This window comes from Haloferax sp. ATCC BAA-644 (assembly GCF_000336975.1).
Classification (GTDB): Archaea; Halobacteriota; Halobacteria; order Halobacteriales; family Haloferacaceae; genus Haloferax; species Haloferax volcanii.
This window is the reverse complement of the sequence record NZ_AOLF01000037.1, coordinates 1-16168: the sequence shown is the minus strand read 5'-3', so window position 1 is coordinate 16168 and position 16168 is coordinate 1. Positions and strand designations below refer to the sequence as shown.

The window sequence follows — 16168 nt, the reverse complement described above, 5'->3', positions numbered from 1 at the left end:
ATATAGCGAAGCGGGGGGTTCGCCCGCGGGGTCACTCACCACCGATGGTGGACGTGTTCTCGCGCGTACGCGTTGTATGCTTCTTCGACGCGCTCGAACTGGTCTGCCGACAGCGGTGGGAGCGACGCCGCGGCGACGTTGTCGCGGATGTGTTCCGGCGTCTTCGACCCGGGAATGACGGTGCTCACGGCGTCGAACGAGAGAATCCAGCGGAGCGTGAACTGCGCGAGCGAGACGCCCTCGGGGACGACCTCCTGTATCGAATCCGCGGCTTCGAGACCGTCTTCGAACGGGATTCCGGCGAACGTCTCGCCCACGTCGAACGCCTCGCCGTGTCGGTTGAAGTTCCGGTGGTCGTTCTCGGCAAACTCTGCGTCTGCGGATAGGGCTCCGGTGAGCAGCCCCGACGCGAGCGGGACGCGGACGATAACGCCGACGTTCCGGCGCTTCGCCTCCCGGAAGAACAGCTCCGCAGGTCGCTGTCGAAGCGGGTTGAAGATTATCTGCACCGTCTCCACGCCGTCGTACTCGATGGCCTTGAGCCCCTCTTCGACCTTCTCGACGCTCACGCCGTAGTGGTCGATTTTCCCGGCGTCGCGGAGGTCCGACAGGGCATCGAACACCTCGGGCTGGTAGTACACCTCTCGCGGCGGGCAGTGAAGTTGGACGAGGTCGAGCGAGTCGACGCCGAGGTTGTCCCGGCTCCGGTCCACGAACCGTTCGAGGTTCTCGCGGTTGTAGCCGTCGGCCTCGTGGGGGTCGAGCCGCCGCCCCGCCTTGGTGGCGACGGTGACGTCGTCGTCGCGGTCCGCGAGCACGTCACCGATGCGGCGCTCGCTGTCGCCGTCGCCGTACACGTCCGCGGTGTCGAGGAAGTCGATGCCCGCGTCGAGCGCCGCCTCGATGGCGTCGTACGCCTCGTCGTCGGTCACCGAGCCCCAACTTCCGCCGAGCTGCCACGTCCCCAGCGCGATTTCGGAAACGTCGAATCCGGTCGTGCCGAGCGGTCGAGAATCCATGCCGTTTGCTTCCGAACAGACGGGGGTAAATCACGGGGTCGCGGCGAGATATACTCCGATTGTTCGTGTGGGATTCGGTGGCGGGAAATCGAAAACGAGCGTGGTGTCCCACCTCGACGACAGTCCGCGCTCCCCGATTTGAACTCACTCGCAACGCTGCGCGTGCTCGCTGCTCAAATCGGTTCGACATATTTTGCAAGCAAAAGTCCGCTCTCCCCGATTTGAACGGGGGACAAGCCGATCTACAGTCGGCTGCTCTGCCAGGCTGAGCTAAGAGCGGTCACCGATTCGTATCCGGTCGACGCCTTTAACCATTATCATTCTCGCCGCCGCGTGTGCTGTGTGTCAGACAGGTGCGAACATTGATATGCCGCCGAGATAATCCCGGAGTAATGAGTAAAATCACGTTCCGCGCCGACGACGCCCTCGTCGAGCGCTTGGACCGCCTCGACACCTCGAAAAGCGAGGTGATGCGCGAGGCCCTCCGCCAGTACCTCGACGAACTGGAACGTGACGACGGCGCGGACGCCGCGGACGACACCGCCGGTCTCGACGGCGCGCTCTCCGCGCGGGTCGAGGAACTCGTCGACGAGCGACTGGACGAACGGCTCCCGTCGCTCGTCGAGGAAGCCGCGGCGGCCCGCGAGTCCGAGCGTCCGACGCCCTCGGACCTGAACGTTAACATCAACGTGGATGGTTCGAACGGCGAATCTCGCGTAAACGCGGGTGTCGACGCCGAATCGACCCCGAGTACGGTTCGTAAGACACGGGACGAACTGGAGTCCGGCGACGCGGACGACCCCGACATGACCTGTGGCCAATGTGGCGAATCCGTGGGCCCAGACCATGTTTACTGCCCGAACTGCGGTGAAAAGACGTCCCACCGCGTGTTCTGCGAGTGCGGCGACGAGCTCCGCTCCGACTGGGCGTTCTGCCCCGACTGCGGCCGCCGGACGCCCGCGGCCGACGTTCTGGAACAGGCATAACCGGCGATTAAAGCCCCCTATACGGGATATTCAGCCCCTGTCTTACAACCGCCGTTACATTTATATTCTATCCCTCTGTGGTGATTATCGCGTAAGACGGTTGTCTTACAGCCACCCGACGGCGGCCCGTATCCCGGCGTCGTCCGTCGGTTTTCGGGTGTAAGACACTCGCACACGAGTGCGGCGCGCCGTCTTACCGGGGGAATGTAAACATGGAGCGTGTGACACTACGAATTCCGAAGCAGCAAATCGAGGAGGTCGAGCGGATGGTCGAGACGGGAGAGTTCCCGAACCGATCCGAAGCCATCCGTTCCGCCGTTCGCGATATGCTCAATGAACAGACGACCGACAAGCGACAGCGCGAATCTACCAGCAAGCGCGGCTGGGCAAAGGTGTAACTATGCAGGATATCGTTCGCGAGGCGATGGAACGGGACGAGGCCGAGCGTCAGACGCAGTCGTCGCTCGAAGACAGCGACGACCAGTTCGGTGACCCGCGAATCGTCATCGTCGGTGCCGGTGGTGCTGGCAACAACACCATCAACCGCCTGTACAACATCGGTGTCGAGGGGGCCGACACGGTCGCCATCAACACCGACAAGCAGCACCTGAAGATGATCGAAGCGGACACGAAAATCCTCGTCGGGAAGTCCCTGACGCAGGGTCTCGGTGCCGGTGGTGACCCGTCGATGGGTGAGCGCGCGACCGAGATGGCACAGGGCACGATCAAAGACGTGCTCGGCGACGCCGACCTCGTGTTCGTCACCGCGGGGATGGGTGGTGGCACCGGGACCGGTGCGGCCCCCGTCGTCGCGAAGATCGCAAAGGAGCAGGGCGCAATCGTCGTGGGCATGGTCTCGACCCCGTTCAACGTCGAGCGCGCCCGCACGGTCAAGGCCGAGGAGGGACTCGAAAACCTCCGCAACGAGGCCGACTCCATCATCGTGCTGGACAACAACCGCCTCCTCGATTACGTCCCGAACCTGCCCATCGGCAAGGCGTTCTCGGTCATGGACCAGATTATCGCCGAGACCGTCAAGGGCATCTCGGAGACCATCACGCAGCCGTCCCTCATCAACCTCGACTACGCCGACATGTCGACCATCATGAATCAGGGCGGCGTCGCGGTGATGCTCGTCGGCGAGACCCAGGACAAGAACAAGACCCAAGAGGTGGTCAACGACGCGATGAACCACCCGCTTTTGGACGTGGACTACCGCGGTGCGTCCGGTGGCCTCGTCCACATCACGGGCGGTCCCGACCTCACGCTGAAGGAGGCCGAGGGAATCGCGAGCAACATCACCGAACGGCTGGAAGCCGCCGCGAACGTCATCTGGGGCGCTCGCATCCAGGACGAGTACAAGGGGAAAGTCCGCGTCATGGCCATCATGACGGGCGTCCAGTCCGCGCAGGTGCTCGGCCCCTCGACCCAGAAGCAGGCCGACAAGTCGCGTCAGAGCATCCAGTCCCGAGAGTCACAACAGCAGCACTCGGGTTCGGAGTTCGATAGCTCGGAGCGAGCCCAGACGGCCCAGAGCGGCACATGGTCCGACGGCGGCCGCGACGAAGTCGAGAAGAACAACGGTCTCGACGTCATCCGGTAACGCCCTGTCTGACCCGCGCGGACGCCGCCGCGCCCGTCGGGTTTCGTGGGTTCTTTTTGGCTGACGTGGATTTCTTCGACCGCGAGCGTCGCCGCCGATTCGGTCGACGCGACCGCACCCGGTTCTGTCTAACCCGTAAGACGCGTCAGAAAACGAGTTCCGTGTCGTTCCGTGGCCGCTCAGACCGCTTCTATCGACTCGATGAGCCGGCACTTCCGACAGACGTCGCCGGCGGTTTTCGACCCGCAGCGCTCGCAGTCGTTGAGGTCGACGCGACCCTCGCCGCGGTACTCGCGGGCGGTCAGTTCGGCCAACTCCTCGTAGCCCGCCATGATGGAATGTCGGGTGCCGGGGTGGTTCTCTTCGAGTTTCAACAGCAACTGCTGTATCTCGCCGCGGTAGGCCTCAGAAGAGTGCGGACACTCGGTGATGTGTGCGGGCAGGTCCTTCAGGTGGGCGTAGAGCGCGACTTCCTTTTCGGGCACGTCGCGCAGCGGCTTGGCCCGCGGGATGAACTCGCCGGCGTCGCGACGCTTTTCGAAGTCGCCGATGCTGGCGTCGAAATGCTTTGCGACCTGCTTGAGGTCGCCCTCGAAGAAGTTCATGAGCGCCGTCTGCGCCTCGTCGTCGAGGTTGTGGCCCGTGAGCAGTTTGTCCGCGCCGAGCTCGTCGGCGAAGCGTTCGAGCAGGTCGCGGCGGAACACCCCGCAGTAGGCGCAGGCGGCCATGTTCTCGGGGTCCTTCTCGACCACGTCGTCCATCTGGACGCCGAACTCGTCCTCGTAGGTGACCAGTTCGTGGTGGATGTCGAGGTCCTCCGCGAGTTCGACGCAGGCGTCGACGGACTTGTCGCGGTAGCCCTCGATGCCCTCGTGGATGGTGAGGGCGACGAGTTCGATGCGCGGGTCGCGCCCGAACGTGTCGTCGAGGATGTGTGTGAGGACGACGCTGTCTTTGCCCCCGGACAGCCCGATAACCCACGTCTGTGGGTTCTCGGGACTGGCGTCGCGGGGCAGCATGTTGTCCTCGCGGATGCGGCGGCGCACGCGTTTCTCGACCGAGGCGCAGAAGTGGTCGTCGCAGAGATGGGCCCCGGAGTAAGCCGCGTGCATCACCGCGTCGCGGCCGCACTTGTCGCACTCCATTGCCGGTCGCTTGCCCGGCGGGAGGGATACGGGTTTCGCCTCGGGGCGACCGCGGCGTCGCTCGCGCGCCCGGCGACTCGACCGCACTCGGTCACGCTCGGTCGCAACCGGTTTGACCCTCCGAACCCCACGGACAGTCGATGGACAGAGACGCCGCCCTCGACCGCGTCGACGCCGTCGTCGACGCCGTCGAGTCCGAGACGCTCCCCGTCCCGGTCCGCGAGGTGTGGGTCTACGGCGACGTGGCGCTCGGCCTCGACCCCCTCGACCGGCTCGACGTGTACGTGACGAAAGACATCCTCCTCCGCGGCGACCCCGACGCGGCCGAATCGTTCGAGCGGTCCCACGGCGTGAAGGGCGTCGGCAAGAGCGTCCGCGCCGAGTGGGCGCGCGAACACCCCGACCTGCTGCGAGCCAACGCGAACGGCTACGCGGCCCCCGAGAAGTGTCTCGCCGCCCACCTGCTCCCCGACGACGACGAACCGGTCCACCTCGAAGTGTGCAACGCCTCCTTCGAGGACAACGTCACCCAGCGGCTGAAAGGTGCGGTCGAACGCGAGGCCTACGAGCAGATTCTCGACCCCCGCGGCGTCTGTCTCTACGCCGACGGCCAGCGCTCGTCGGACGCGATGTCGAAGCTCCGAAACGGCGAGTTCGCCTTCCCGACGCTCTCGGGCGCGCTGGAGATGCTCGGACTGGAGGGCGACGAGGCCGAGACGGCCGTCGAGGCGATGCGAGCTTATCGGGCCGAACAGACCGGCACGTCGGTCCGCGGCGACGTGGTCTGAGGCCGGAGTCGAGTCGAGGCCGCGACGACTCGAAGTCGAAACCGAGTCAGAGCCGACCGGCTACCAATCGCGGTCGGCGTCGCGACTGCGGCCGCGGTCGTCGGTGCGGTCGGCTTCGCGGCCGAACTCGTCGCCGCGGCCGCCTCCGCTCGGGCGTCGGTCGGTCCCTCGGCCGCGTTGTTCGTTGTAGCGCCGCCCCTCGTCGCGGGCGCGACGCTCCGCCTCCTCGCGACTCATCGTCGGCGGGTCGCGCGTCTCGTCTCGAATCGCGGCGTAGAGGGCGATTGCGGCACCGATGCTGAGGATGACGAAGAGGAAGACGACGAGACCACCGGCGGGCATACGTTCACTCGCGGGCGCGAAAACCGAAGTCGTTTCGGAGGTACACTTTTCATCGAGGTAGTTCAACGGTTCAACATGAGCCCTCCACCAAGCGCCGACCGCGACGGCTGTCCGAAATGCGGCCACTCCGAGACCGAAATCGACTCAATCGCTACCACGGGAGGCGGCCTCTCGAAGATGTTCGACATCCAGAACCGACAGTTCACCGTCGTCTCGTGTGCGAACTGCGGCTACTCCGAACTCTACCGCGGTCAGTCCAGCGGGAACTTCGTCGACCTATTCCTCGGCTGAGCGCCCGCGCGCAGTCGGTTACGACTCCGCGCCGCCGTCCTCTGACATCCACTTTTCCCCCCACTCGTAGATATCGTCGAACGCGGGGAGCAGTTCCTCGCCCTTCCGCGTGAGCGAGTAGTACACCGCGATTGGACTGCCGTCTTCGACCTCCCGCTCGACGTAGCCCAACTCTTGGAGGTCGTCCAGCACGCGCGAGAGCGTCTGCGAGTTCGCGCCCGTCGCGCGCTTGAGTTCGTTGAATCGGAGGTCGCCCTCGCGCAGTACGTGGATGACCGTCATCCGCCACCGCGAGCCGATCTCTTCGAGCGTCTTGATGACCGGACACTGTTCGTACTTCGCTTCGAGGTTCTGGTGCGGTGACATCGACGTGACCTACTCACACCGAGGTTCGCTTAGCTATATTAAACTCACTCTCGTTGACCAAGTATGACGATGTGACCGCATCGTCGCGGCGAATCGAGCGGCGAACACACTCACGACACGACCGACAACACGCCCCACAACACACCCATCATGAACGTACTCCTCCTCGGTGCGAGCGGCCGAATCGGCACGCGAATCGCCAACGAACTCCTGAACCGCGGCCACGCGGTGACCGGCGTCTCCCGAAGCGGCGAAATCGACGGCGTCGACGACCCCGACTTCTCGGCGGTCGCCGGCGACGCGACCGACGCCGACCAACTCGCGCGACTCGCCGCGGGCCACGACGCGGTCGCCTCCGCGCTCGGCCCGAGCGACGACGAGTCGCCCGATGTCCTCGTCGAGATGCTCGACGCCGTGGTCGACGGGATGCGCCGCGCCTCGGTCGACCGCCTCGTCTGGACCGGTGGCGCGGGCATCCTGAACGTCGGCCCCGACACCCGACTCATCGACTCGCCGGAGTTCCCCGACGAGTGGAAGCCCGTCGCCAGCGCCGCCATCGAGGCGTACGGCCTGCTCGAAGACGCCGACGACCTGCGATGGACCTACGTCGCGCCCGCGGCGCTCATCGAACCCGGCGAGCGGACCGGCGAGTTCCGGACCGCCCGCGGCGAACTCGTCGCCGACGAGGACGGCGAGAGCCGCATCTCCATGGAGGACTTCGCAATCGCCTTCGCGGACGAACTGGAGAGCGGCGACGCGGTTCACGAGCAGCTCGCGGTCGGCTACTGAACGGACGGTCTCGTTTTTCGGCCGGCAACTCGGCCATCGATTCAGCCCGTCGGCGACCCGAACTACACCCGCCCAGTCGTCACATCGAACGGGACGACCTCGGCCCGACGGTACTCGCCGTCTCGAATCTGCTGGACGACCTCGCGGCCCATCTCGCGCCACTCGCGGCGGACGGACTCGTAGGAGTCGTCGTCGAGTCCCCGGCGGAGGTCGGCCTCGTGGCGGTCCAACCCCTCGCCGGTCGCTTTCTTGGCCGCGTTCCGCACGTCGTGGTCGTCGTACGGCGGCTCGGTCAGTTTGCGGTGGTGGTATCGGCGGGTCCCGACGACCGACAGGCCGGCGTCGTCGAACAGCCCACGGACGCGGGCGCCGAGCGCCACGTCGGTCGCCACGCCGTCGCGGAAGGCGTCTCTGACGCGGCGGTCGAGCGCGGCCTCGGATTCGACGGTCGAGTCGACGCCGACGGCGGCGTTGTCGGGTTCGACCGTCGCTACGAGGTCCGACGAGACGCGGGCGAACTCGCTGAGCGCGGCCGTCGGCTCGGGGAGGTTCACGAGGAGCGCCTGACAGACGACCAAATCGAAGCTGTCGTCAGCGAAGGGAAGTCGGGTCGCGTCGCCGGCGACCGTCTCGATGCCGGCGCGGTCGGCGGCGACAGAAAGCAGGTCGGTGTCGGCGTCGACGCCGACGACGCGGGCGTCGGCGGCCTCCGCGAGGACGCGCGTGAACTCGCCGGTCCCGCAGCCCACGTCGAGGATGCGGGTCCGCCCGCCGAGGTCGAGGTCCGCGAGGGCCGCGCGGGAGTCGTCCCACATGCCGTCTCGCGTCCGCCGGAGGTACGATTCGGAGAAACGTCGCACACGCGGAGTCGGGCGCGGCGACCCAAAAAACAGTCGAAACGGTCGATGCGGGGGCTCAGCGACGGCCGCTGGGTCCCGACCCCCGTTCGGCGTCTTACTCCGCGTCGGCGCGGAGTTCGCGGACGCGGTCGATGTTCCACGCGAAGCCCTTGCCGTCCTCGGTGGGCGTCTCCAAGACGAGCGGCACATCGTCGTCGACGACGGCGTCGTGGTTGATGAACGCGCGCATGCCTTCCTCGCCGATGAGGCCCTCGCCGATGAGGGCGTGTTCGTCCTTGTTCGTCCCGCACTCGTGTTTCGAGTCGTTGAGGTGGACGCACTTGAGGTGCTCCAGTCCGACCTCGGCGTCGAGTTCCTCGAACGTCTCGTCGACGCCCGCGGCCGTCGAGAGGTCGTAGCCCGCGGCGAACGCGTGGGCGGTGTCGAGACAGACGTCGAGGTCCTGTTCGGACTCCTCGAGGACGTAGCCGAGGTGGGCGAAGTCGTCGCCCATCTTCGTGCCCGACCCCGCGTCGGACTCGATGAGGACGGTGACGCCGTCGGGGATGTCGAGGTCGTCGAGGACGGAGACGGCGTTGTCGAGACCCCGCTGTTCGCCCGCGCCGGTGTGGGCTCCGAGGTGGACGTTCACGTACTCGATGCCGAGTTTGTCGGCCATGTCGACCTCCGTCTGCATCGAGTCCAGCGACTTCTGCCGGAGGCCGTCTTTGGGCGTACAGAGGTTGACAAGGTACGACGAGTGGATGACCCACGGCCCCGACAGTTCGTCGGCGGTCTGCTCGCGGAACAGTTCGGCCTCCTCGTCGGAGATGTCGGGGTCGCGCCACACCTGCGGCGAGGTGGTGAAAATCTGCCCGCAGTTGCCGCCGAAGGCGACCTGCCGGAAGACGGCGTTGGCGACGTTACCGTGCGGTGGCGTCTCGTCGTCGGACGAGACCTTCGAACTGGACATCGAGACGTGTGCGCCGACGTGCATGCAGAATCCGACGGGGTACCCGAACAAAGGGACTTCGGAGTTGTCGGCGGCCGCTCAGTCGGACCGCGACCCCGGCCGGCGGCGCACCCAGTCGTCGGCGCGGTACTTCTCGTCGACTTTCTCGCGCGCGCGGTCGAGTTCGCCGCCGGTCCACGCGCCCTCCTCGGCGTCGACGAACTCCGAGAGCGACTCGGTCAGCGCCGCGACGAACGCCTCGCGGGAGGCGTCTGCGAGTTCGTCGATGCCGACGACGCGCTCGCGGAACGCCTCGGGCGTCACGTCGTGGCCCTCGAACACGCCGAGGTGGGTCTCGGCGTCGACCGAGTAGGTGAGAGAGCCGTGTTGGACGACGGCGTCGCGGCGGCGGTACTGGGCGTTGCCCGCGACCTTCCGACCCGCGGCGACCATGTCGTGGGCGGGGTGGAGCGCCCGCAGATAGCACGCGGGGTGCCAGATGACGGGCACGTCGTCGTCGACGAAGTTCACGTCCACGCCGACCGCGCGAATCGCGTCCAGAATCGGCTCGCACAGCAGGTGATAGCAGTCCATGAGGTCGCCCGGGAGCTCCGATTTCGGCGCGGCGATGGAGTAGGCCACGTCGCCGCGGCGGTCGTGGTAGATGCCGCCGCCGCCGGTCTGTCGGCGGGTCACGTCGATTCCCTCGCGGTCGCAGTAGTCCCAATCGACCGTCTCGGGGTCCTGTCCGTAGCCCAGCGAGAGGCAACTCGGCTCCCACGAGTAGACGCGGACGGTCCGAGGGCCGCCCGCCGCGGCCGTCTCGCCCGCGACCTCGTCGAGCGCCATCTGCATCGGCCCCGGTCGGACCTCCTCGCGAATCACCCGCCACTCGCGGTCGGCAATCGACCCCTGCGCGTCGTTCATACGTCGGCTTCGTCCATCCGGGGGAAAGCGATTTCGACGCTCGGCCGCCGCGCGTCACCCGGCGTCGCCGCGACGGTCCTCCGCCGAGCGCCCGCCCGCCGGCGCGGCCGGCGCGGCCGACGCGAGCGATTCCGTTAAACCGCGCCGCGATGACGTGGGACCATGAAGTTCACCCGCGTCGCCCTCGCCGCGACAGACCCCATCTCGCTGTGTGAGTTCTACGTCGAGACGCTCGGCTTCGCGGCCGTTCCCGGGTCGCAGCGCGCTGCGACCGCCGGGGAGACGACCCTGTGGTTCGAACTCGGCGACACCGACCCCGGTCACCTCGCGTTCACCGTCGCCGCCGCGGTCGACTCCGTGGTCGCGTGGCTGGACGACCAAGCGGGCGTGGACGTGCTCGACACCGACGCGGGGCCGAGCGTCCGGTTCGACTTCCTCGGCTGCGACTCCGTCTACTTCGAGGACCCGGAGGGCAACGTCGTCGAGTACGTCTGCTACGACGGCGACGCCGCGGGCGAGTTCGACCCGGCGACCGACCTCCGCGGCGCGACCGAGGTCGGGATGGCCGTCCCCGACGTGGCGTCGTTCGTGACGTCTCTGACCGAGGCGCTCGGCATCGAACCGCTGGAGTCGTTCGAGGGCGGCGACCTCGTGTTCGTCGGCGACCGAGACGCCCGTTTCGTCGTCTCGCCGGTCGGCCGCCCGTGGTATCCGACCGACAGCGAGGCGACCGTCGGTCCGGCGTCCGCGCAGTGCGACGCCGACGGCGTTTTCGACCCCGAGGGGCTTCCCTACCGCGTCAACGCCGAGTGACAACTCGTTTCAGAGAAGCGTTATTAGTATTAGGAGAGTCAACGAACCGTGAACGTCTCTCGTCTCGTCAGCGCGGGGTCGCTCAGTCTCACCGGAGTAGCCCTGTTCGCCGTCGTCTCGAACAGCGTCGCCTCGGTCGCATCCGACCTCGCCGGCCTCGTCGCCGCGGCCTTCGGCCTCATCATCTCCGTGCTCTTCGTCGCCGGCGGCCCCGCCGTCTACCGGAGCGACCTCAAGACCGATCACGTCGCCCGCGTCGCCGGCTGGAACCTCCTCGGCGTCGTCGTCACCGTGTTCGTCCTCGCGCTCATCGGGAGCTACCAGCGGGCCGCGGGCGGGACGGTCAGCGAGCCGCTTTTCAGCGCCGCCGTGGTCGTCGGCGTGAGCGCCGTCGCGCACGTCCTCATCGGCCTCAACGACGTGCGCCGGATTCGGACCCGCGAGCTCTCGGAGCAGTACAAACGCTCCGCGGTCATCAACCGCCTCGTCCGCCACAACCTCCGGCACACCGCGCAGTTGCTCCTCGGCTGGGGTGACCGACTCGCCACCGACGGCGGCGACGACGAGACCGTCCGTATCGGCCAGCGGCTGAAAGCGACCGGCGACGACCTCGGAGCGATGAGCGACCAAGTGAAGACCGTCACCCAGCTCGTCGACAACGACCCCGAAGGCGAGACGGTCGACCTGCGCGAACTCCTCGGCCCGCTCGTCGACGACCGCCCGGCGGCCAACCCGGAGGCGACAATCACCGTCCGCGGCGACGGTTCCGCGGCGGTCGTCGGCGGGAAGAAGCTGCAAATCGCGTTCCGCGAAATCGTCGATAACGCCCTCGAACACGCCGGGAGTGCCCCGACGGTCGAAATCGCGTACGAGCGCGTCGGAAGCGAGGTCGTCGTGCGAATCGCGGACGACGGCCCCGGCATCCCCGACCACCAGCGCGAACTCATCGAGCAGAACGTCGAAGAGAGCGACCTCGCCCACGGCAACGGCCTCGGCCTCTGGCTCTCGAAGTGGATCGCGGAGGCCTACGGCGGCGAACTCCGACTCCCGGAGACCGACGACGGGGAGGGGGCAGTCGTCGAGTTCCACCTCGACGCGGCCTGAGGCCACAGTCTCGGGGGCGGTGAGAGCGCGACTTTTCGCAGGGTATAGCCAACTGAATCAGCCGCTCAGTAGCGCTGTAACCAGTCAGGAGAGTGTTTCTGGTGCGGGGGTCAGTCCGAGCGGTTATACCCACCGAGCGGAATTATCCCACAATGCGCGAGGTCGTGTTCACCATCGAGTACGAGCGAGGGGCCGACCCACTGATGGATGCCTTCATCGAGTCTCCCGATTTGTACGCGCGGTCGATGCAGGTGCAAGCGACCAGCGAGGCAGTATGGGGCGTCGAGAAGCTCGTTGGCCCGCCGTCCGCCCTCGACGAGTACGACACGCGCCTCAAACAGGCTGCCCGGGATTCGAGTTTGGTCGGGATGTGCGGCGCACCGGTCACCGAGTACAGGTGCGAGATGCTCTCGTCGAACCCGGAATCGCGGAAAATCTACTCGCTCCAGCGGGAAGGCGACGGCCCGCGGTCACTCCCGATCGCCGCCGCGAACCACCTCGGTGAGGGTGTGATACTGCGGTCGGAACGCCACGGCGACCAGTTCCGCTGGCACCTCCTCGTCGACGGCTCGCTCGGAGCCTTACACGACGACGTTCGAGCGAATCTCCGCGACGGACTTTCGCTGACGGTCGAACGACTCGGCGAACCCCCCTGTCTGCTCGAAGATGGACGGACACAGCACGACCTTACGACAGCGCAAAAGACGGCACTGGAAGCCGCGCTCACTCGCGGCTACTACGAAGAACCTCGGAAGGCCTCGGTCAGCGAGATCGCCGAGGAGATCGATGTGCCGAGTTCCACGCTCCAGTACCGACTCAACCGAGCCGAGGCGTGGCTTGCCGAACAGTTCGCCGCCGACTCGATGACCGTCGATATCGACACGTCCCTCGACCTCGGGGACGTTGAGTTCATCGAGTAGTTGCCACCACGCCCGAACCGGGGGAGTTGGAATATTTCAGAACAAACCGTAACCGGTCAACTCCCCAAGCGAGGTGCGTATGACAAACGACTCCGAGATTCGCGTACGACTCGTGCGAAACGCGACGGTGCTTGCGACGGTCGGTGACACCACGTTCCTCGTTGACCCCATGTTCACGCCGCAGGGCGAGATGCCGACGGTGACGGACAATCCGGCGGTGCCCGAGTTCCTCACGACGGCGAACCAGAAGCGAAATCCGTTAGTGCCGCTCCCGGATGTCGAACTCGACTACGACGCCGTGGTCGTCACGCATCGCCACCCCGACCACTGGGACGAGGCAGCCAGAGAGGAACTCGATGCGGACGTGCCGCTGTTCTGCCAGCCCGAGGACGCAGACGCGTTCAGCGACGAGGGCTTCACCGACGTGCGACCCGTCGAGGACGAGACGTCGTTCGACGGGGTGGCGATTCACCGGACGCCGGGCCAGCACGGCCACGGCGAACTCGCCGAGGGGATGGGCCCTGTCTCGGGGTTCGTCTTCGAGGGCGAGAAATCGCTGTACATCGCCGGGGACACCATCTGGTACGACCCAGTAGCGGAAGCGCTCGACCGGTTCGAACCCGAGATGGTCGTCCTCAACGGTGGGGAAGCACAGTTCGACCAGGGCGAACCAATCACGATGGGCGTCGAAGACATCGCGGCCGTCCGGGAGGCCACGGCTGCGACCGTGGCAGTTGTCCATATGGAAGCCATCAACCACTGTCTGCTCTCCCGTGAGGAACTGCGAGCGGAAACCGAGAACGTCCTCGTCCCCGAAGACGGTGAGCAGGTATCTCTGTAACGGCAGCTCCACGGGGCGACGGTAGAACGGTAGGTAGGCACTGTGCGTAGCAACTCCTCCAGTCAGTTCTGACGGGGGCTCCGGCGTCCACACCGTCCTCCGAAACTGCGTGAGTCGTTACGCCCGATTTCGTATCGTCACATGCAATTTATCACGGGCGACGTTCGCCGACTCGCGGGCCTTTTACGCCTCGCCGACGGACGGACGTGCATGGTACGGAACGTCGCCGGCGTCATGGCCGAACTCGAACCCGAGGACTTCTATCTCCTCTCGGGCGTCGAGCAGGGCATGCGCTTCAGCGAGTGGGTCAACCGGGGGAAGCTCCCGAAGAACTCGGGGCTGACCGCCGAGGAGGTCGACTACCGCATCGACCGCTGTATGACCCGCGAGCTCATCGAGCGCAAGACCATCCAGTACGAGGGGTACAAGCTCACGGTCGAGGGGTACGACGCGCTCGCCCTCCGGACGTTCGCCCAGCGAGACACCATTCAGGGGTTCGGCGCGCCCCTCGGCGTCGGCAAGGAAAGCGACGTGTTCGAGGTGCAGTCGTTCAAGCCGCTGGCGCTCAAGTTCCACCGCGAGGGGTACACCAACTTCCGCGAGGTGCGCCGCGAGCGCGACTACACCTCCGAGAACCACCACGTCTCGTGGCTCTACACCGCGCGCAAGGCGGCCGAACGCGAGTACGAAGCGCTCGAAACCCTCTTTCCGGAGGTGTCGGTGCCGCGTCCCGTCGACCACAACCGCCACGCGATCATCATGGCGAAGCTCGACGGCGTCGAACTCGCCAAGGCGAAGCTCGAATCCGAGCAGGTGACGGGCGTCCTCGATTTGATTCTCTCCGAGATGGCCGACGCCTACGCGGCCGGCTACGTCCACGCCGACATGTCCGAGTACAACGTCGCGGTCGGCGAGCGCGGCGTCACGGTGTTCGACTGGCCGCAAGCCGTCCCGACCGACCACGACAACGCCCGCGAACTCCTCGCGCGCGACGCGAAGAACATCGTCGGCTACTTCCGCCGCAAGTACCCCGGCGAGATGCCAGACGACGTGGATATCGACGCGCTGTCGGCCGCCATCGCCGAGGGCGAATTCGAGCGCGTCGGCGAGTTCGCCGTCTGAGCCGTCGAGACTCCCCCGCTTTCTCTCGCTGTTCGTGTGTCTCCGAGCGACCCGGTAGTGACTCGGTTTCGACGCCGATAAACCAAATTGCGCGATACGAAATGCCGTTTTTCGAGAAAACACGGACGCTGACCGGCGAGGCGTCGCTCGGTGAGACAGGTGTCAGAAAGGCCAGCCGAACTACCGAGAAGGAACTGCGCGACGCGCTCGCCTACTCGGCCGCCGTGAACTCCACCGCGTCGGCCTCGAAGTCCTCGACGAACGCGCCCTGTCCGCCGATGCTGTAGGTGCCCTCGTCAGTTTCGACGACGAAAGCGTTCTCGACCGGGAAGGAGTTGTTCGCGGGTTCGAGGAGGCCCTGCCGGATGTCCACCACGCGGCCGTGGAGTTCGGTCGGGCCGTCGGTGTGAACCATCCGTCCGGTGACCGTCACGTCGAGGTCGATGCCCGCGCGCTCGCAGAGGGCGGCCTGCAGGACGGCGTGGCGGAAGTTGTGGTACGTCGCCGGGAGCGGGTCGGGGTCGGTCGTGTACGCCTCGGCGGCCATCGGCCAGTAGTTCCCGAAGAAGGAGCCGACGATGACCGGGCCGAGGTGCGGTTGGGCGAAGACGATGGCCTGCGACTCGGAGTTCGACCGGGCGACCATCTCGCCGGGGGAGATGAGCCCCGTTCGCGAATCGACGGTCAGCATCGTGGGCATGAGTTCGTGCCAGACGCGCACGAGCGAGGCCACGCCGTCGAGCGCGAGGTCGTCGTGCGGTTCGACGCCGCTGACGACGAGCGAGACGAGGACGCCGCGCTCGCGGGCCGCCCGGAGTTCGTCTTCGACCTCGTCGAGCACGTCGTAGGGGAGCGACAGCGTGATTTCGGACTCGGCGCGGCCGACGAGTTCCCCGATGCGCTTGAGCACCGTCACGCGGGATTTGATGACCTCGAAGCGCTCTTGGTCGCGGGCGGTGGCCGTGTAGCGCTCCTCCAGCGCGGGGCGCATGGATTCGACGCTCTCGGAGAGGGATTCGATGACCTCCATCGGCGGCAGGGGCCGAATCGTCGTCGGCACGACGTGGTCGTTAACCTCCACGAAGCCGCGCGATTCCAGTTCCTTGCTCACGCTGTAGACGTAGCGCTTGGAGACGCCCGCCGCGTCGGCGATCTGGCTCGCCTTCGCCTCCCCGAGTTCGAGCAGAGTCAGATACGTGTCGACGACCTTCTCTGAGAGCCCGAACTGCTCCAGGAGGTCGGCGAGTTCCCGGTCGTCCATGCTCGGACTGTCATCGACCATGATACTTAATGGCTCGAATCACCGACGGCGCGGAGCACG

19 protein-coding genes and 1 tRNA gene are annotated in these 16168 nt (G+C 66.4%); 11 read left to right on the top strand and 9 right to left on the bottom strand.

Features of this window, described 5'->3' with window-relative positions; genetic code table 11:
* Positions 1-35: 35 nt before the first annotated feature.
* Both C458_RS16210 and C458_RS16205 read right to left on the bottom strand, forming a co-directional pair.
* The gene (locus C458_RS16210) at positions 36-1019 is read right to left on the bottom strand and encodes an aldo/keto reductase (protein ID WP_008577328.1); all 984 of its coding nucleotides are present in this window, start codon (positions 1017-1019) and stop codon (positions 36-38) included.
* A gap of 206 nt (positions 1020-1225) precedes the next feature.
* Positions 1226-1299: transfer RNA gene (locus tag C458_RS16205), tRNA-Tyr, on the bottom strand.
* A 112-nt stretch (positions 1300-1411) separates the two neighbouring features.
* Here C458_RS16205 and C458_RS16200 point away from each other — a divergent pair.
* From C458_RS16200 to ftsZ, 3 genes are all read left to right on the top strand, one after another.
* Complete coding sequence (locus C458_RS16200; protein WP_008577327.1) at positions 1412-2005, top strand: zinc ribbon domain-containing protein; 594 nt, start codon at positions 1412-1414, stop codon at positions 2003-2005.
* A gap of 212 nt (positions 2006-2217) precedes the next feature.
* On the top strand, positions 2218-2403 hold the full coding sequence (locus C458_RS16195) for a ribbon-helix-helix domain-containing protein (protein WP_004973176.1): 186 nt from the start codon (positions 2218-2220) through the stop codon (positions 2401-2403).
* A 2-nt stretch (positions 2404-2405) separates the two neighbouring features.
* A complete protein-coding gene (gene ftsZ, locus C458_RS16190) occupies positions 2406-3608 on the top strand; it encodes a cell division protein FtsZ (RefSeq protein WP_004044352.1) in 1203 nt (400 codons plus the stop codon).
* A gap of 179 nt (positions 3609-3787) precedes the next feature.
* Here ftsZ and C458_RS16185 read toward each other — a convergent pair whose 3' ends face one another.
* The gene (locus tag C458_RS16185; RefSeq protein ID WP_004044353.1) at positions 3788-4753 is read right to left on the bottom strand and encodes a TIGR00269 family protein; all 966 of its coding nucleotides are present in this window, start codon (positions 4751-4753) and stop codon (positions 3788-3790) included.
* A 140-nt stretch (positions 4754-4893) separates the two neighbouring features.
* Here C458_RS16185 and C458_RS16180 point away from each other — a divergent pair, with 140 nt between their 5' ends.
* Complete coding sequence (locus C458_RS16180) at positions 4894-5541, top strand: hypothetical protein (RefSeq protein ID WP_008577324.1); 648 nt, start codon at positions 4894-4896, stop codon at positions 5539-5541.
* 60 nt (positions 5542-5601) lie between these two features.
* Here C458_RS16180 and C458_RS16175 read toward each other — a convergent pair whose 3' ends face one another.
* The gene (locus tag C458_RS16175) at positions 5602-5883 is read right to left on the bottom strand and encodes a hypothetical protein (protein ID WP_008577322.1); all 282 of its coding nucleotides are present in this window, start codon (positions 5881-5883) and stop codon (positions 5602-5604) included.
* 75 nt (positions 5884-5958) lie between these two features.
* On the opposite strand from C458_RS16175, the gene C458_RS16170 reads away from it, so the two are divergent.
* Positions 5959-6174: a zinc ribbon domain-containing protein gene (locus C458_RS16170; RefSeq protein ID WP_004044356.1), complete on the top strand. Its 216-nt coding sequence runs from the start codon at positions 5959-5961 to the stop codon at positions 6172-6174.
* An 18-nt stretch (positions 6175-6192) separates the two neighbouring features.
* On the opposite strand, the gene C458_RS16165 is transcribed toward C458_RS16170, so the two are convergent.
* On the bottom strand, positions 6193-6540 hold the full coding sequence (locus tag C458_RS16165) for a helix-turn-helix domain-containing protein (RefSeq protein WP_008577318.1): 348 nt from the start codon (positions 6538-6540) through the stop codon (positions 6193-6195).
* A 150-nt stretch (positions 6541-6690) separates the two neighbouring features.
* On the opposite strand from C458_RS16165, the gene C458_RS16160 reads away from it, so the two are divergent.
* Positions 6691-7329 carry an NAD(P)-dependent oxidoreductase gene (locus C458_RS16160; protein WP_008577315.1) on the top strand — a complete coding sequence of 213 codons (639 nt, stop codon included), beginning with the start codon at positions 6691-6693 and terminating at the stop codon, positions 7327-7329.
* 62 nt (positions 7330-7391) lie between these two features.
* Here the strand turns inward: C458_RS16160 and C458_RS16155 are convergent, their stop codons facing one another.
* The 3 genes from C458_RS16155 to C458_RS16145 form a co-directional block, all read right to left on the bottom strand.
* Positions 7392-8189, bottom strand: a complete 798-nt coding sequence (locus C458_RS16155; RefSeq protein ID WP_008577313.1) for a methyltransferase domain-containing protein — start codon at positions 8187-8189, stop codon at positions 7392-7394.
* A gap of 94 nt (positions 8190-8283) precedes the next feature.
* The gene (locus C458_RS16150) at positions 8284-9165 is read right to left on the bottom strand and encodes a deoxyribonuclease IV (protein WP_008577310.1); all 882 of its coding nucleotides are present in this window, start codon (positions 9163-9165) and stop codon (positions 8284-8286) included.
* A 54-nt stretch (positions 9166-9219) separates the two neighbouring features.
* Positions 9220-10047: a biotin/lipoate A/B protein ligase family protein gene (locus C458_RS16145; protein WP_008577309.1), complete on the bottom strand. Its 828-nt coding sequence runs from the start codon at positions 10045-10047 to the stop codon at positions 9220-9222.
* Between the two features lie 162 nt (positions 10048-10209).
* Between C458_RS16145 and C458_RS16140 the strand changes: the two genes are divergently transcribed.
* The 5 genes from C458_RS16140 to C458_RS16120 all read left to right on the top strand — a co-directional run bounded on the left by C458_RS16140 (position 10210) and on the right by C458_RS16120 (position 14847).
* Positions 10210-10860 (top strand): VOC family protein, encoded by a 651-nt coding sequence (locus tag C458_RS16140; protein ID WP_008577307.1) that lies wholly within the window; start codon positions 10210-10212, stop codon positions 10858-10860.
* A 48-nt stretch (positions 10861-10908) separates the two neighbouring features.
* Positions 10909-11964, top strand: coding sequence for a sensor histidine kinase KdpD (locus C458_RS16135; RefSeq protein ID WP_008577305.1), 1056 nt, complete (start codon positions 10909-10911; stop codon positions 11962-11964).
* 152 nt (positions 11965-12116) lie between these two features.
* On the top strand, positions 12117-12884 hold the full coding sequence (locus C458_RS16130; protein ID WP_008577303.1) for a helix-turn-helix domain-containing protein: 768 nt from the start codon (positions 12117-12119) through the stop codon (positions 12882-12884).
* A 79-nt stretch (positions 12885-12963) separates the two neighbouring features.
* A complete protein-coding gene (locus C458_RS16125) occupies positions 12964-13725 on the top strand; it encodes an MBL fold metallo-hydrolase (RefSeq protein WP_008577301.1) in 762 nt (253 codons plus the stop codon).
* A gap of 210 nt (positions 13726-13935) precedes the next feature.
* Positions 13936-14847 (top strand): serine/threonine-protein kinase RIO2, encoded by a 912-nt coding sequence (locus C458_RS16120; RefSeq protein ID WP_008577299.1) that lies wholly within the window; start codon positions 13936-13938, stop codon positions 14845-14847.
* A gap of 211 nt (positions 14848-15058) precedes the next feature.
* Here the strand turns inward: C458_RS16120 and C458_RS16115 are convergent, their stop codons facing one another.
* A complete protein-coding gene (locus C458_RS16115) occupies positions 15059-16129 on the bottom strand; it encodes a TrmB family transcriptional regulator sugar-binding domain-containing protein (RefSeq protein ID WP_008577297.1) in 1071 nt (356 codons plus the stop codon).
* Positions 16130-16168: the final 39 nt, after the last annotated feature.

What these genes read in the sequence shown, in the direction of transcription:
- C458_RS16210 (WP_008577328.1), bottom strand. Translation starts at nt 1,019, where the DNA reads ATGGATTCTCGACCGCTCGGCACGACCGGATTCGACGTTTCCGAAATC.
- C458_RS16200 (WP_008577327.1), top strand. Translation starts at nt 1,412, where the DNA reads ATGAGTAAAATCACGTTCCGCGCCGACGACGCCCTCGTCGAGCGCTTG.
- C458_RS16195 (WP_004973176.1), top strand. Translation starts at nt 2,218, where the DNA reads ATGGAGCGTGTGACACTACGAATTCCGAAGCAGCAAATCGAGGAGGTC.
- ftsZ (WP_004044352.1), top strand. Translation starts at nt 2,406, where the DNA reads ATGCAGGATATCGTTCGCGAGGCGATGGAACGGGACGAGGCCGAGCGT.
- C458_RS16185 (WP_004044353.1), bottom strand. Translation starts at nt 4,753, where the DNA reads ATGGAGTGCGACAAGTGCGGCCGCGACGCGGTGATGCACGCGGCTTAC.
- C458_RS16180 (WP_008577324.1), top strand. Translation starts at nt 4,894, where the DNA reads ATGGACAGAGACGCCGCCCTCGACCGCGTCGACGCCGTCGTCGACGCC.
- C458_RS16175 (WP_008577322.1), bottom strand. Translation starts at nt 5,883, where the DNA reads ATGCCCGCCGGTGGTCTCGTCGTCTTCCTCTTCGTCATCCTCAGCATC.
- C458_RS16170 (WP_004044356.1), top strand. Translation starts at nt 5,959, where the DNA reads ATGAGCCCTCCACCAAGCGCCGACCGCGACGGCTGTCCGAAATGCGGC.
- C458_RS16165 (WP_008577318.1), bottom strand. Translation starts at nt 6,540, where the DNA reads ATGTCACCGCACCAGAACCTCGAAGCGAAGTACGAACAGTGTCCGGTC.
- C458_RS16160 (WP_008577315.1), top strand. Translation starts at nt 6,691, where the DNA reads ATGAACGTACTCCTCCTCGGTGCGAGCGGCCGAATCGGCACGCGAATC.
- C458_RS16150 (WP_008577310.1), bottom strand. Translation starts at nt 9,165, where the DNA reads ATGCACGTCGGCGCACACGTCTCGATGTCCAGTTCGAAGGTCTCGTCC.
- C458_RS16145 (WP_008577309.1), bottom strand. Translation starts at nt 10,047, where the DNA reads ATGAACGACGCGCAGGGGTCGATTGCCGACCGCGAGTGGCGGGTGATT.
- C458_RS16140 (WP_008577307.1), top strand. Translation starts at nt 10,210, where the DNA reads ATGAAGTTCACCCGCGTCGCCCTCGCCGCGACAGACCCCATCTCGCTG.
- C458_RS16130 (WP_008577303.1), top strand. Translation starts at nt 12,117, where the DNA reads ATGCGCGAGGTCGTGTTCACCATCGAGTACGAGCGAGGGGCCGACCCA.
- C458_RS16125 (WP_008577301.1), top strand. Translation starts at nt 12,964, where the DNA reads ATGACAAACGACTCCGAGATTCGCGTACGACTCGTGCGAAACGCGACG.
- C458_RS16120 (WP_008577299.1), top strand. Translation starts at nt 13,936, where the DNA reads ATGGTACGGAACGTCGCCGGCGTCATGGCCGAACTCGAACCCGAGGAC.
- C458_RS16115 (WP_008577297.1), bottom strand. Translation starts at nt 16,129, where the DNA reads ATGGTCGATGACAGTCCGAGCATGGACGACCGGGAACTCGCCGACCTC.